Origin of the sequence: Maricaulis sp. (genome assembly GCF_039978735.1) — a bacterium.
Classification (GTDB): domain Bacteria; phylum Pseudomonadota; class Alphaproteobacteria; order Caulobacterales; family Maricaulaceae; genus Maricaulis.
Map to the genome: position 1 here is coordinate 90,430 of NZ_JBDWAS010000057.1, position 13,678 is coordinate 104,107.

Sequence of the window (13,678 nt, forward strand, 5' to 3'; positions counted from 1 at the left end):
CGACACTCACTCGGAAATGCGCACGGCCCGCCTTTGACGCACGAGGTCGACAGCCGCCTGACACATCTCCAGCGGGCGGCGGCACCGCAGCGCCTGCGCGTCCTGTTCCGTGAGAACGGGGTGCCCGTAGAATATCTCGGCCTGGCGCGACATATAGCGGCGTGTGTAGCCGACCTGTTCCTGAAGATATGCCGCATACCCCCACATCGAAGCCAGGCTGACCAGCAGCATCGCACCGGCTCCGGCGGCTGCGGCGATGCTCGACCACCGCGCAAAGTGCTGGCGGGGCGCACTGCGTTCAACGACGAGTGCTCGCACAGCGAACAGGAAAGCCAGCAGGACACCGAGCCAGAAGAAGCTCAACACGCCTTGATAACGGGGCGCTTCGACCACGCCTCGCACCAGTCCCGCACCAATGGCGGCAAGCACCGCATGTCCCATGAGTGCCAGCACAACGATATGTCCGCGGGCGATCAGGAATGGCGCCACGGCCACACTGCAGATTGCGCACAACACCAGCAGCCCGGCCTTGATCGCCTCGGCCTTGTCAGTGAGCTCGAAATGCCCCGTCAGGGTCGCCCCTCCAAGGCTCTGATAGACCCCGGACCGAACCCAGCCGACGAGATCGGCCAGCCCGACACTGCCGGGATCCGGCGCCCGATAGCCGGTCTTCGCCAGAAGCGCGTCATACAGCAGCCAGCTGGCCGCGAAGCCGGCGATTACCACGCCATGGCGCAGATAGGCCCTCGGCAAGGAAGCCAGGTCTCCGGCCCGGGCCCGGACAAAAATATCCGGCAATGACACGAACACCATCGCCGCGAAGCCGGCAGCGTAGAAGGTCTTGAAAGTCGCCACGCCCACAATGAAGACAGGCACAATTGCCACGACGAGAAAGGTCAGGTGTCCGATCCGCCGGCGCAGATAAAGCGCGGTACACACCAATGTCGCCGTGAATGCGACATAGGCAAGATTGCCGTTCAGGGCGAGCATGTCATAGCTGAAGTCGACTGAACGCAGCGGCGTGAAAACAAAAAAAGCGACCATCACCGCGCCGATGGCCGTCCACACGGCCCGGTATTGCGTATTCACAGTGTCCGCATCTCGCTCGAACTCGGCGATATACCAGCGGATAAGCATCACCAGCCCGATCAGGGCGAGCGGACCGGTGGCCGAGAACACAAGCGTGTTATAGCCGAACTGCTCCAGGAGCAGATACGACATGATCTTGTAGGAAAAGTGGAAATGAGGCCCCTGGCTGTGCAGCAGGTAGTCGGGGTCCAGCATGCTCTCGGCGCCCATTATCGCCGGGATGAAAAAGTTCAGGTCGTCTGCGGAAGGAATGCCGCTCTTGAACCGGAACAGGTAGACCACCCACAGCAGAGCGAAGACAGCTGCACACGTGAAGTACACAAGCCCGGACGGCCCGGCGTTGAAATGGCTTTTCGCCGGCGACCCTGCCAACCGATTATCGCGACCGGCATCAGCCATGTCCGGCGGACCGCAACGCGGTTTCGATGATCCGGTCCAGGTTCTGGCCGACCCCCGGATAGAGCGGAAGACGCACCAGCCGGTCGGAAAGCTCGTCCGTCACCGACATCTCCCCGTGCACCCGCGAACAGGTCCGGCCGAAAGGCGACGAGTGAAGCGGAACATAGTGGAAAGGCGTGGTGATCCCGGCCGCCTTCATGCCCGCGATGAAGGCCGTGCGCGCATCCAGGTCCGGCATGAGCAGGTAGTACATATGCGCGTTGTGCTCGCACTCAGCCGGGATGACAGGGCGGCGAACGCCTGCCGTTCGCTCAAGCGGTTCGAGCGCCGCGTGATAGCGGTTCCAGACAGCAATCCGCTCGTTGTTCAACGCGTCCAGCTTTTCAAGCTGCCCGAACAGGAAGGCGGCCACGAGCTCGCCGGGCAGGAATGAGGAGCCTATATCCACCCAGCTGTACTTGTCGGTCATGCCGCGGAAGAACTGGGCACGGTTGGTGCCTTTTTCGCGAATGATCTCGGCGCGCAGCGAGAACTCGGACCGGTTCACGATCAACGCACCGCCTTCGCCGCTGATGATGTTTTTCGTCTCGTGGAAGCTGAACGCCGCCATGTCGCCGAACGACCCCGCGGGACGGCCGCCGCGCGTCGCACCGAGCGCCTGTGCAGCATCCTCCACCACCATGAGACCGTGTTCGGCAGCGATCGCGCAGATCGGATCCATATCCGCGACCACGCCGGCATAATGGACCGGGAAAATTGCGCGTGTCCGGTCAGTCACAGCATCCCGCACCTGCAGCGGATCTATGTTCAGTGTCTCCGGCTCGATATCGACAAACATGGGCGTTGCACCACGCAGCACGACTGCGTTGGCCGTCGAAACGAAGGTATATGAAGGCAGGATCACTTCATCGCCCGGACCGAGATCGCAAAGGATCGCGGCCATTTCCAGGCCGGCCGTGCAGGAGTGCGTCAGATGCGCCGAAGCTCCGCCGATGCGCTGCAACAAGGCTTGCTCGCACCGCTCGGTGAAAGGCCCGTCGCCGGCCAGCTGGCCGGAGTCGATCGCTTGCTTGATATAGTCCAGCTCCCGGCCGGCCAGAACCGGCTTGTTGAACGGGATCTTAGGCGCAGACATATCGTTCATTGAACTCCCCTGGATGAACGATGGTGTATCGTTTCCCCAAGGTAGCAACAACCACTAAGACAGGCGCAGCACTCAGGCGCTTTGCCGGACATCGCCCGGCGCATAGTCCAGGATCGGGGCCAGCATCCGCTCGCATTCCTCGACCGTCCAGCCCTTGCGCGCGGCATAGTCCTCGACCTGGTCACGCTCGATCCGGCCGACGGCGAAATAATGGCTGTCCGGATGAGAAAGGTAGACACCCGAAACCGACGATGCCGGTGTCATCGCGAAGGAGTTGGTCAGGCTGATGCCGGCATTCTCCGGCGCGTCGAGGAGTTTGAAGAGCGTGACCTTTTCGGTGTGGTCAGGCTGTGAAGGATAGCCCGGCGCCGGGCGGATGCCGGCATAGGCTTCCTCGATCAGCTCACGGTTGGAGTGGGCCTCGTCCGGCGCATAACCCCAATGGTGTTTGCGCACTTCCTCGTGCAGCCATTCCGCCGCAGCTTCGGCCAGGCGATCCGACAGCGCCTTGAACATGATGGCGCTGTAGTCGTCCTTGGCCTTCTCGAAGGCCGCAAGCACGTCGGGATTGTCACCGGCGGTGACGGCAAACCCGCCGATCCAGTCCTCATTGCCCTCAGGCGCAAGAAAATCGAACTGGCTGAGATGCGGCCGGTCATTCGACTTCGCGGCCTGCTGGCGCAGCCCGTAGAAACGGTCGAGCACAGTCTTGCGGCTGTCGTCCGTGTAGAGCACCACATCATCACCGTCGCGATTGGCCGGCCAGAGGCCGCAGACCGCGCGCGGCTTGAGCAGGCCCTCATCCACGATCTGCCTGAGCATGGTCTGGGCGTCGTCGAACAGCGACCGGGCGGCCTCGCCCCGATTGGGATCGTCGAAAATCGCCGGATAGCTGCCCTTCATCTCCCAGGTGAAGAAGAAGGGGGTCCAGTCGATATAGTCGACCAGCGTTGCCACGTCCGGTTCGAAGGTTTTCACCCCGGTCCAGTTCGGGCGGGGCGGTGTGTATTGCGACCAGTCGCAATCCCAGCCCTTGCGGCGTGCTTCGGCGAGCGGCACGCGCTTTTTTGATGAGCGGGCGGCGAGGCGTCGTTCGCGGATCTTGGCGAGATCGGCGCGCACATCGCGGGCATAATCATCACGACCGTCGGACAGGAGTTTCGACACCACGCCGACCGCGCGGCTGGCGTCGAGGACGTGAATCACAGGCGCGACCGAGATCGCCGGATCGATCTTCACGGCCGTGTGCGCCGGCGAGGTCGTCGCACCGCCGATCAGCAGGGGGATCTCGATCTGCTTGCGCTCCATCTCGGAGGCCACGAACACCATCTCGTCGAGCGAGGGTGTGATCAGTCCGGACAGGCCGATCACGTCGGCCTTCTCCTTGCGGGCTGTCTCCAGGATTTTCTCGCAGGGCACCATCACGCCGAGATCGATCACGTCATAGCCATTACACTGCAACACGACACCGACGATATTCTTGCCGATATCGTGGACATCGCCCTTCACCGTCGCGAGCACGATGCGGCCATTGGACGACTGTTCCTCGCCTGCCGCCTCTTTTTCCTCCTCCATGAAGGGAATGAGGTGGGCCACGGCCTGCTTCATCACGCGCGCCGATTTCACCACCTGGGGCAGGAACATCTTGCCGTCACCGAACAGGTCGCCGACGACATTCATCCCGTCCATCAGCGGACCTTCGATCACATGCAGGGGCCGATCGAACTGCTGTCGCGCCTCTTCGGTATCCTCGACAATGAATTCGTTGATCCCGTGCACGAGGGCGTGCCGGATACGGTCTCCGACCGCGGCCTCGCGCCAAGACAGGTCGCGTTCCTTGCCCTTGCCGCCGCCCTGCCCGCGATACTGTTCGGCCGCCTCGAGCAGGCGGTCCGTGGAATCGTCGCGGCGATTGAGGATGACGTCCTCGACCAGCTCGCGCAGCTCGGCATCGATATCGTCGTAGATGTCGAGCTGGCCGGCATTGACGATCCCCATATCCATCCCCGCCTTGATGGCGTGATAGAGGAAGACCGAGTGCATGGCCCGGCGGACCGGCTCATTGCCCCGGAAGGAAAAGGAGATGTTCGACAGGCCGCCGGAGACGTGACAGCCGGGCAGGTTCTCGCGGATGCGCTTGGTCGCCTCGATGAAATCGACCGCGTAATTATTGTGCTCCTCGATCCCCGTCGCGACAGCGAAGATATTGGGATCGAAAATGATGTCCTCGGGCGGAAATCCGATCTCGTCGACGAGGATCTTGTAGGCCCGCTCGCAGATCTCGAACTTGCGGTCGGCGGTATCGGCCTGCCCGGTCTCGTCGAAGGCCATGACCACGACGGCGGCGCCATAGGCCAGGCATTTCCCGGCGTGTTCGCGGAACTGGTCCTCGCCCTCTTTCAGGCTGATCGAGTTGACGATGGCCTTGCCCTGCACATTCTGCAGACCGGCCTCGATCACCTCCCATTTGGAACTGTCGATCATCACCGGCACACGGGCCACATCGGGCTCGCCGGCAATCATGCGCAGGAAGACGGTCATGGCCTCGACGCTGTCGAGCAGACCCTCGTCCATATTGACGTCGATCACCTGGGCACCGTTCTCGACCTGCTGGCGGGCGACGGACACGGCCTCTGCGTAGTCCCCTTCCGTGATCAGCTTGCGGAAGCGGGCGGAGCCAGTGACATTCGTCCTCTCGCCGACATTGACGAAGGTGGGTACAGCAACAGCCATGGAATAATTGCCCTCAGGCGGAAAGTTCGAAGGGTTCGAGGCCGGACAGGCGCATGGCCCGCTCGCGCCTGGCCGGGCGGCGCGGCTTGGCGCCCTTCACGGCCTCGGCGATGGCCCGGATATGCTCAGGCGTGGTGCCGCAGCACCCGCCCAGAATATTGACCAGGCCCGACTGCGCCCACTCGCCGACGAAGCCGGACGTCTCGTCCGGGGTCTCGTCATACTCGCCCATATCATTGGGCAAGCCGGCATTGGGATAGGTGATGATGCGGGTATCCGCGACCCGGGCGATCTCGGCGATATAGGGCCGCATCTCCTCGGCCCCCAGCGCACAGTTCAGCCCGACGGCCCAGGGACGGGCATGGCGCACGGAATACCAGAAGGCCTCGGCCGTCTGCCCGGACAGGGTGCGGCCGGAGCGGTCGGTGATCGTGCCGGAAATCATGATCGGACGGTCAATACCGGTTTCGGCCTTCAGATCGAGCAGCGCCTTGATGGCGGCCTTGGCGTTGAGCGTGTCGAACACGGTCTCGATCAGGAAGAAATCGACATGTTCGGCCATGGCCGCGGCCTGTTCGTGATAGGCCTTGCGAATGGTTTCGAAGTCGATGTCACGGAAGCCGGGATCGTTCACGTCGGGCGAGATCGAGAGTGTCTTGTTGGTCGGCCCGATGGCCCCAGCCACACCGCGCGGCGTTCCGGTTTCCGCCTCGATCTCGTCGGCGGCCTCGCGGGCCAGACGCGCGCCTTCGCGCGCAATCTCGGGCGCCAGCTCCTGCATGCCGTAATCGGCCTGGGCAATGGAGGTGGCCGAGAAGGTATTGGTCTCGACGATATCCGAGCCAGCCTTGAAATAGGCCTTGTGGATCGTCTTCACCGCCTCGGGCGTGGTCAGGTTGAGGATGTCGTTATTGCCCTTGATCGCCGACGGCCAGTCGGCAAAGCGCTCGCCGCGATACCCCTCTTCATCCAGCTTGAGATCCTGGATCTGGGTCCCCATCGCACCGTCGAGGATCAGGACACGCTCGCGCCCCAGCGCTGCAAGCGCTTCAACCCGTTCGCCTGATGTCATCACGCAACCCCCACCGGTTCACGCTGCTCGGCCTTCACGCCAAGCAGCTGGCAGGTGGAGAGCGCCAGCTCCGCCCGGTTGAGCGTGTAGAAGTGGAAATTGTCGACACCGCCAGCCTGCAGCTTGCTGCACAGCTTGGCCGCGACATGCGCGGTGACCAGCTTGCGCGTGCCGGCATCGTCGTCCAGCCCGTCATAGGCCTCGTGCAGCCAGACCGGCAGGCTGGCACCGCACAGCCCCGCCATCCGCTTGAGGCCATTGAAATTCGCCTGCAACATGATGCCCGGCACGATCGGGATGGTGATGCCGGCGCGCTCCGCCCGCTCGCGGAAGCGGAAATACACGTCCGGCTCGAAGAAGAACTGCGTGATGGCGCGCGTCGCCCCATTGTCGATCTTCTGCTTGAGCAGGTCGATGTCATAGTCGAAGTCGCGGCTCTCCGGATGTTTTTCCGGATAGCAGCCGACGGAAATTTCGAAATCGCCGATCTTGCGGATCCCGCCCGCCAGCTCGGCGGCGTTGGCATAACCGCCCGGGTGCGGCGTGTAGGCCTCGCCGATACCGTCCGGCGGATCACCGCGCAGGGCGACGATGTGACGGATACCGGCCGACCAGTAGTCGCGGATCACGTCATCGATCTCGCCCCGTGTGGCCGAAACACAGGTCAGGTGCGCAGCGGGACGTATATCCGTCTCGCGCACGATGCGTCGTACGGTACGGTGGGTCCGGTCGCGGGTCGAGCCGCCGGCGCCATAGGTCACCGACACGAAGTTCGGCGACAGGGGCTCAAGCCGGGAAATCGACTCCCAGAGCGTCTCTTCCATCGCCTCGGTCTTGGGCGGGAAGAATTCGAAGGACACGTTCAGTCCGTTCCGGGGCTGTATCGTACTGCCATCCGCACTCATGGGTCACCTTCAGCTGGCCCTGCCGGCGCGCGGCCGGTGTTTCAGGGCATGTCGAATTCGCTTGCGCCAACCTATAGCGCAATAACATGACGACATAAAGATATCTTTATGTGAGATGGATTGAAAGGGGGTGGCTGCAGCCGGACCGGTGGGCATGTTTTCACCAAGAGACTTGCATCCGGTGCGCGTATCTGTTCTACCCCACGCGATATAAAGCGATCTTTATATGAGGATGTGCGCAGTGAGCAGACCTTCTTATATCTTTACCTCCGAGAGCGTTTCCGAGGGCCATCCGGACAAGGTGTGCGACCGTGTCTCCGACACGATCGTCGACCTTTTCCTGTCCAAGGACCCCGAGGCGCGTGTTGCGTGCGAGACCCTGGCCACGACGAACCAGATCATCCTGGCGGGCGAAGTCCGCTGCGCGGCGGAGATCGACAATGACGAAATCGAGCAGGCCGCCCGCGAGGCAATCCGCGATATCGGCTATGAGCAGGAAGGCTTCCACTGGAAGCACGCCAACTTCCAGAATTTCCTGCACGAACAGTCCGCCCACATCGCGCAGGGCGTGGACGCCGGCGACGACAAGGATGAGGGCGCAGGCGATCAGGGCATCATGTTCGGCTATGCCTCGGACGAGACGCCGGAGCTGATGCCGGCACCGATCCTGTATTCCCACAAGATCCTCAAGCGGATGGCCGAGCTGCGCAAAAGCGGCGAACGGCCGGAGTTCGAACCGGACGCCAAGTCCCAGGTGACGATGCGCTATGAGAACGGCATTCCCGCCGGGATCACGTCCGTCGTCGTCTCGACCCAGCACCAGGCCAATCTCAACCAGGCACAGGTGCGCGAACTGGTCCGTCCGGTCGTCGAGGAAGTCCTGCCCGATGGCTGGCTGCCGCCGGAGGACGAGTTCTACGTCAACCCGACCGGCACCTTCGTGATCGGTGGTCCCGACGGCGATGCCGGCCTCACCGGCCGCAAGATCATCGTCGACACCTATGGCGGTGCTGCCCCGCACGGCGGCGGCGCCTTTTCGGGCAAGGACCCGACGAAGGTCGACCGCTCGGCCGCCTATGCCTGCCGCTACCTGGCCAAGAATGTCGTGGCCGCCGACCTGGCCAAGCGCTGCACCATCCAGGTGTCCTATGCGATCGGGGTCTCGAAGCCGCTTTCGCTCTATGTCGACTGCCATGGCACCGGCCAGGTCGACGAGGTGAAGCTGGAAAACACGCTGCGTCAGCTGGTGGACCTGTCGCCCCGCGGCATCCGCACCCATCTGAAGCTGAACCGGCCGATCTATGCCCGCACCGCGGCCTACGGCCATTTCGGCCGCAAGCCGGCCGAGGATGGCGGCTTCTCCTGGGAGAAGACCGACCTGGTGGACGCGCTGCGCGGGCTCGCCTAGACGACGCCAAACCGATAAGACGGGGCCGGCCGCAGCCATGCGCCGGCCCCGGTATTTCCGGCGCCCACCCGGCGCCCCGTCAGAAACCCGAAACACGAAGAGGACCTGAAGGTCATGACTGCTGTTGCGGATAAAACCCAGTTCGCCGCCGACCACCCCCACGTCATCAAGGACATCTCCCTGGCCAAATGGGGCCGGACCGAGATCGAGATGGCCGAGATCGAGATGCCGGGCCTGATGTCCCTGCGCGAGGAGTTCGGCAAGGCCCAGCCCCTGAAGGGTGCGCGTATCGCCGGCTCCCTGCACATGACGATCCAGACCGCGGTTCTCATCGAGACCCTGGTCGCGCTGGGCGCCGAGGTCCGCTGGGCCTCGTGCAATATCTTCTCCACCCAGGACCATGCCGCGGCGGCGATCGCCGAGCAGAAAATCCCGGTCTTCGCCTACAAGGGCGAGACGTTGGAAGAGTACTGGGACTATGCCGACGCCATCTTCCATTGGCCGAACGGCGAAACCGCCAACATGATCCTGGACGATGGCGGCGATGCCACCATGTACCTGATCCTGGGCGAGAAAGCCGAAGCCGATCATTCGCTGCTGGATCACCCGAAGTCCGAGGAAGAGACCGCGCTCTTCGCCCAGATCCGCAAACGCTTCGAAGCCACGCCGGGCTGGTTCACCAAGGCCAAGAACGCCATCCAGGGGGTCTCCGAGGAGACCACGACGGGCGTGATGCGTCTCTATCAGATGGCCAAGCGCGGCGAGCTTCCCTTCCCGGCCATCAACGTCAATGACAGCGTGACCAAGTCGAAATTCGACAACCGCTATGGCTGCCGCGAAAGCCTCGTGGACGCTATCCGCCGCGGTACCGACGTGATGATGGCCGGCAAGAAGGCCGTCGTCTGCGGCTATGGCGATGTCGGCAAGGGCTCGGCCGAGTCGCTGCGCGGCGCCGGCGCCCGCGTCTATGTCACCGAGATCGATCCGATCTGCGCCCTGCAGGCCTGCATGGACGGTTTCGAGGTCGTACGTCTGGACGATGTCACCGCCGATATGGACATCTTTGTTACCGCGACGGGCAACAAGGACATCATCACGGTCGACCACATGCGCGCCATGAAGGACATGGCGATCGTCTGCAATATCGGCCACTTCGACAACGAGATTCAGGTGGAGAGCCTGAAGAACTTCCAGTGGACCAATGTGAAGCCGCAGGTCGACCTCGTACAGTTCCCCGACGGCAACCGCATCATCCTGCTGTCGGAAGGCCGCCTGGTGAATCTGGGCAATGCGACCGGCCACCCGTCCTTCGTGATGTCGTCCTCCTTCACCAACCAGACGCTCGCCCAGATCGAACTCTGGACGAAGGGCGAGGAATACAAGAACGAGGTCTATATCCTGCCCAAACACCTGGACGAGAAGGTTGCCCGCCTGCACCTCGACAAGCTGGGCGCCAAGCTCACCGAACTGTCCAGCGACCAGGCCGACTATATCGGCGTGCCGCAGGCCGGTCCGTTCAAGGCGGAACACTACCGCTACTAGGCGAACGCCGGATTTCGAGAAGATGTGGAACGCCCTGCCTTTCCGGCGGGGCGTTTCCTTTTGGGCTCAGGCGAAGGCCTGCCAGCCTTCGTCGGTGACCAGCGCATCGAGCCGCTCGTCATGATCCTCGCAAGGCAGGCGGTCGACGCATTGTTCGGGATAGGCCAGGCCAACCACGCGCACCTCGCCGGCTTTGCGCAGCCGGGCCAGCGTTCGATCATAATAGCCCGCGCCGAAGCCCAGGCGCACACCCCGGCGATCCACACCGACCAGCGGAACGAGAACCAGATCCGGCACAGCTTCAGGCGCCCGGTCGGTCGGCTCCTGCACGCCGAAGCCCCGGGCTTCCAGCGTGTCGCCAGGCCGCCAGCACCGGAAGACCAGCGGCCTGTCGCGACCTTGCATGACCGGCAGACAGAGCTGCGCGCCAAGCGCGGAGAACGACTGCATCAGGGGACCCGGGTCGATCTCGTGCGGCAGCGGATGATACCCCGCCACGACCATGCCGGCCTGCGGCCGCCAGTTGGGAGCGAAATGATCGACCAGCCTCGCTCCCGCATCCGGCCGTGCGGCCGATGCGGCAATACGGTCGGCGATCAGGCGGCGTCTCAGAACGGCTTTTGCGTCAATCGTTTCAGTCATGATCCTGGCGGACAGCGGGTGTGACGGCTCCACTTGCGCCGGTGGTGCGTGTGTATCCCCACGGACCCGACAATTCAGGTGGGCGCCGCGTGAAAGGGACCACGGTCCCGAACAGAGGCAGCTCCCTCGTGGAGATGTACGGTCAGCGGGATAAACGCTCCTATCGCACGCAGCAGATAACCGTCACGGTTTCTATGTGGCGTTTTCCGGCGTCAGTCTCAAGCGCGCGCATCTGCGAGGTGTGCAGCAGCGGCATCGCTCTCCTCGCCCGGACCGGCCGGCGGCTCGCCCTCCAGATCGGTGGCAAAGGCCTCCAAACGCTCAGCTACATCGATCAGACAGCTCACCATGCGCTGGCGTTCTTCTGCCTGCAGGCTCGCCGCACCGTGACGTTCGTGGCGCAGACGCTCGATATGGTTTTCCAGCGCCTCGGTCCGCCGCTCGGTCTCCTTCTGCTCGTCGATGAGCATCAAAGCCGCCATCAGCAAAAGCCGGACATCGCCGATCTGGCCGACCTGTTCGACAATTCCGCCGACGCGTTCGTCAAGCTGTCCGGCAAGCTCGCGCAGATAGGCTTCCTGGCCGTCCTCGCAGCCGATGGTGAATTCGCGGCCATTGAGCGTCACGGTGACCTTGGACATGCCGCCTACTCCTCACCCGCCAGACCACGCAAGTCCTCGATCGCCCGGTCGAGCGCATCGGACGCTTCCTGGGCGGCCTGATGCAGCGCGGCCTCGCGACCGCGCGCCTCGTCCAGAGCTTGGGCCAGCCGTGCCCGGTCATCATCAGCATTGCGGGCCTGGTCGGCCGCCGTCTCGGCCCGCTCGACGCGCGCCCGCATACGGCCGGCCACACGCTCGACGCGCGTCATCGCGCCGTCCAGCCGGGCCACGGCCTCCTTGAGCGGATCTGAGGGCAATTCCAGACGCACGTTCATACGTCCAGAATCGGCTGCGTCGGTGAAAAGTTCAAGTGACCTCTCAAGTTTTCCGCCGGACACACTGGCGTTCGTGGCAGATGTCATCATCAAAACGCGGCCATTTTGAGTCCGTTGCATACCATGCACGGGCGAGACGGCGCGATTGACCTTCAGCGCATCAAGGGCCAAACAGTCGCACCGGTAACGCGATCACGGGATGCGCGATGTTCTCCTTGCCCGACTGGGCCTTTTACCCGATCGCCGCCCTCGTCACGGGCGGCATGGTCGCCGGCGCCCTCGCCTTCGGCGACTCCACCAAGCGAACGCCGGAACAGATCCAGGCGGAGGGCCTGGTCTATGAAGGCGACACGCTGAATGCGATCGGCACGGGCAACGGGCTGGAAGCGACCTTCCTGACCGAGGGGCAGACCGCCTTCGTGCGCATCGCGGCATCGCGTGGCCCGCTGGATGGCATGCAATCGGCCGGCGCATTTTTCGCGCTGGCTCCCAATGAGCTGGAAGCCTTGCAGGGCCACCGCCTCCGCCTGACTTTCCGCGTACGCGCCGCCGGTGACCAGCCGGCGGAGGGCGTACGCTTCAACGTCTTCCTGCCGGGCATCGGCCAGGACGGATGGGAACGCCATGCCGTCGGTGAAGACTATCAGAACATCACTTTTGACGTATCGCCGCCCACCTGTGTCTGGGATCACGGCTATATCGGCATCTGGCCCGACTGGGATTTCGAGCGCAACACGATCGATCTGCAGCGCGCGGAGCTGATCGCGCTCGAGGAAATCGAGTGCTGAAGCCCGGTCAGCGCTGAACCGGCCGGATATCCGGCTCGCGGGTCAGAAGCGCGCGGGAATTCCAGCACATCATCCGCGCAAAAACTGACGGCTTTACCGTACGCGCCGCCTGAAGCCCGCGGCGCTCGCGCATGAGCCGCGGCCAGTCGGCCAGGGCGTCCCGGACGGCCCGGCCATAAAGCCCGAACTGGCCCTGCCGCGCCGACGCCCCCCAAAGGGCGAGGTTGGCGATAATGTGAAACGGTGCCAGCACCGGAAACAGCCAGCCCGGCATGTCGCGGGCAAACACCCAGATCCGGTTGCGCACGCCGTGATAGGTGGCAAATTCCGACCGCCGCCCCGACGAGGCATAGCCCATATGATCGACGGCCGCGTCACGCAGCTGGACTGCCCGGTGACCGAACAGGCGGGCGCGGAAGGCGAGATCGACATCCTCATTGTAGCAGAAGAAGCTCTCGTCGAAGCCGTTCAGGGCCTCGAAGACGTCGCGCCGGACCATGGCGGCCGCGCCGCAGGGCCCGAACACCTCGCCCTCCTCCGGCAGAAGGGAGATGGGCCGCATATAGGCCGCCCGATAGGCCAGCCCGGCCGCGTGATAGACATCGCCGGCCCCGTCCAGCAGGTCCGGCCGTTCGGCGCTGTACTGGGTCGAACCGAACAGGGCGATATCCGGATAACGCTCGATCGCAGCTGCCAGCTGCTCGATCCAGTCAGGCCGCGCGAAGGCATCCGGATTGAGAAAGACCACCCAGCGCCCCGAGCTTTTCTCGACCAGCCGGTTATTGCCGGCAGCAAAGCCCAGATTGGTGTCGGACTCGATAAAGGTCACCCAGTCCGGCAGGTCTGAAGCCGTCACCCGCTCGCCGTCGGGCGACCCGTTCTCGAGCACCAGCACCTCGCCCGGACGCACAGTCTGGGCCTCAAGCGCGGCGAGGCAGCGCCCGATCGTCTCATGGCTGCGATAGGCGACGATATGTACAGAAATGTCCGGCGCCTGTGGCACACCCTGCTCCAGTCCT

At 63.7% G+C, this 13,678-nt stretch carries 12 protein-coding genes and 1 other RNA gene; 3 read left to right on the forward strand and 10 right to left on the reverse strand.

Features of this window, described 5'->3' with window-relative positions; translation table 11 throughout:
- Positions 1-6: 6 nt before the first annotated feature.
- The 5 genes from ABJO18_RS17280 to metF all read right to left on the reverse strand — a co-directional run bounded on the left by ABJO18_RS17280 (position 7) and on the right by metF (position 7,342).
- Complete coding sequence (locus tag ABJO18_RS17280) at positions 7-1,488, reverse strand: hypothetical protein (RefSeq protein WP_348509212.1); 1,482 nt, start codon at positions 1,486-1,488, stop codon at positions 7-9.
- On the reverse strand, positions 1,481-2,632 hold the full coding sequence (gene rffA / locus ABJO18_RS17285) for a dTDP-4-amino-4,6-dideoxygalactose transaminase (protein ID WP_348509213.1): 1,152 nt from the start codon (positions 2,630-2,632) through the stop codon (positions 1,481-1,483). Before rffA ends, ABJO18_RS17280 begins: the two co-directional genes overlap by 8 nt.
- Positions 2,633-2,704: 72 nt before the next feature.
- A complete protein-coding gene (metH, locus tag ABJO18_RS17290; RefSeq protein WP_348516030.1) occupies positions 2,705-5,365 on the reverse strand; it encodes a methionine synthase in 2,661 nt (886 codons plus the stop codon).
- A 13-nt stretch (positions 5,366-5,378) separates the two neighbouring features.
- On the reverse strand, positions 5,379-6,437 hold the full coding sequence (locus tag ABJO18_RS17295; protein ID WP_348509215.1) for a homocysteine S-methyltransferase family protein: 1,059 nt from the start codon (positions 6,435-6,437) through the stop codon (positions 5,379-5,381).
- On the reverse strand, positions 6,437-7,342 hold the full coding sequence (gene metF / locus ABJO18_RS17300; RefSeq protein ID WP_348509216.1) for a methylenetetrahydrofolate reductase [NAD(P)H]: 906 nt from the start codon (positions 7,340-7,342) through the stop codon (positions 6,437-6,439). Before metF ends, ABJO18_RS17295 begins: the two co-directional genes overlap by 1 nt.
- A gap of 241 nt (positions 7,343-7,583) precedes the next feature.
- Between metF and metK the strand changes: the two genes are divergently transcribed.
- Both metK and ahcY read left to right on the forward strand, forming a co-directional pair.
- Positions 7,584-8,750, forward strand: coding sequence for a methionine adenosyltransferase (gene metK / locus ABJO18_RS17305; RefSeq protein WP_348516031.1), 1,167 nt, complete (start codon positions 7,584-7,586; stop codon positions 8,748-8,750).
- A 114-nt stretch (positions 8,751-8,864) separates the two neighbouring features.
- Positions 8,865-10,292 carry an adenosylhomocysteinase gene (ahcY, locus tag ABJO18_RS17310; protein ID WP_348516032.1) on the forward strand — a complete coding sequence of 476 codons (1,428 nt, stop codon included), beginning with the start codon at positions 8,865-8,867 and terminating at the stop codon, positions 10,290-10,292.
- Positions 10,293-10,358: 66 nt separating this feature from the next.
- Here ahcY and ABJO18_RS17315 read toward each other — a convergent pair whose 3' ends face one another.
- From ABJO18_RS17315 to ABJO18_RS17330, 4 genes are all read right to left on the reverse strand, one after another.
- A complete protein-coding gene (locus ABJO18_RS17315) occupies positions 10,359-10,934 on the reverse strand; it encodes a 5-formyltetrahydrofolate cyclo-ligase (RefSeq protein ID WP_348508005.1) in 576 nt (191 codons plus the stop codon).
- Between the two features lie 22 nt (positions 10,935-10,956).
- A non-coding RNA gene (ssrS, locus tag ABJO18_RS17320) (6S RNA) lies at positions 10,957-11,116 on the reverse strand.
- Positions 11,117-11,152: 36 nt separating this feature from the next.
- Positions 11,153-11,575 (reverse strand): cell division protein ZapA, encoded by a 423-nt coding sequence (zapA, locus tag ABJO18_RS17325; RefSeq protein WP_348508004.1) that lies wholly within the window; start codon positions 11,573-11,575, stop codon positions 11,153-11,155.
- Between the two features lie 5 nt (positions 11,576-11,580).
- Complete coding sequence (locus ABJO18_RS17330) at positions 11,581-11,871, reverse strand: DUF4164 family protein (RefSeq protein WP_348508003.1); 291 nt, start codon at positions 11,869-11,871, stop codon at positions 11,581-11,583.
- Positions 11,872-12,077: 206 nt separating this feature from the next.
- On the opposite strand from ABJO18_RS17330, the gene ABJO18_RS17335 reads away from it, so the two are divergent.
- A complete protein-coding gene (locus ABJO18_RS17335; protein WP_348508002.1) occupies positions 12,078-12,659 on the forward strand; it encodes a hypothetical protein in 582 nt (193 codons plus the stop codon).
- 7 nt (positions 12,660-12,666) lie between these two features.
- Here the strand turns inward: ABJO18_RS17335 and ABJO18_RS17340 are convergent, their stop codons facing one another.
- The gene (locus ABJO18_RS17340) at positions 12,667-13,662 is read right to left on the reverse strand and encodes a glycosyltransferase family 2 protein (RefSeq protein WP_348508001.1); all 996 of its coding nucleotides are present in this window, start codon (positions 13,660-13,662) and stop codon (positions 12,667-12,669) included.
- Positions 13,663-13,678 lie beyond the last annotated feature (16 nt).

What these genes read in the sequence shown, in the direction of transcription:
- ABJO18_RS17280 (WP_348509212.1), bottom strand. Translation starts at nt 1,488, where the DNA reads ATGGCTGATGCCGGTCGCGATAATCGGTTGGCAGGGTCGCCGGCGAAA.
- rffA (WP_348509213.1), bottom strand. Translation starts at nt 2,632, where the DNA reads ATGAACGATATGTCTGCGCCTAAGATCCCGTTCAACAAGCCGGTTCTG.
- metH (WP_348516030.1), bottom strand. Translation starts at nt 5,365, where the DNA reads ATGGCTGTTGCTGTACCCACCTTCGTCAATGTCGGCGAGAGGACGAAT.
- ABJO18_RS17295 (WP_348509215.1), bottom strand. Translation starts at nt 6,437, where the DNA reads ATGACATCAGGCGAACGGGTTGAAGCGCTTGCAGCGCTGGGGCGCGAG.
- metF (WP_348509216.1), bottom strand. Translation starts at nt 7,342, where the DNA reads ATGAGTGCGGATGGCAGTACGATACAGCCCCGGAACGGACTGAACGTG.
- ahcY (WP_348516032.1), top strand. Translation starts at nt 8,865, where the DNA reads ATGACTGCTGTTGCGGATAAAACCCAGTTCGCCGCCGACCACCCCCAC.
- ABJO18_RS17315 (WP_348508005.1), bottom strand. Translation starts at nt 10,934, where the DNA reads ATGACTGAAACGATTGACGCAAAAGCCGTTCTGAGACGCCGCCTGATC.
- zapA (WP_348508004.1), bottom strand. Translation starts at nt 11,575, where the DNA reads ATGTCCAAGGTCACCGTGACGCTCAATGGCCGCGAATTCACCATCGGC.
- ABJO18_RS17330 (WP_348508003.1), bottom strand. Translation starts at nt 11,871, where the DNA reads ATGAACGTGCGTCTGGAATTGCCCTCAGATCCGCTCAAGGAGGCCGTG.
- ABJO18_RS17335 (WP_348508002.1), top strand. Translation starts at nt 12,078, where the DNA reads ATGTTCTCCTTGCCCGACTGGGCCTTTTACCCGATCGCCGCCCTCGTC.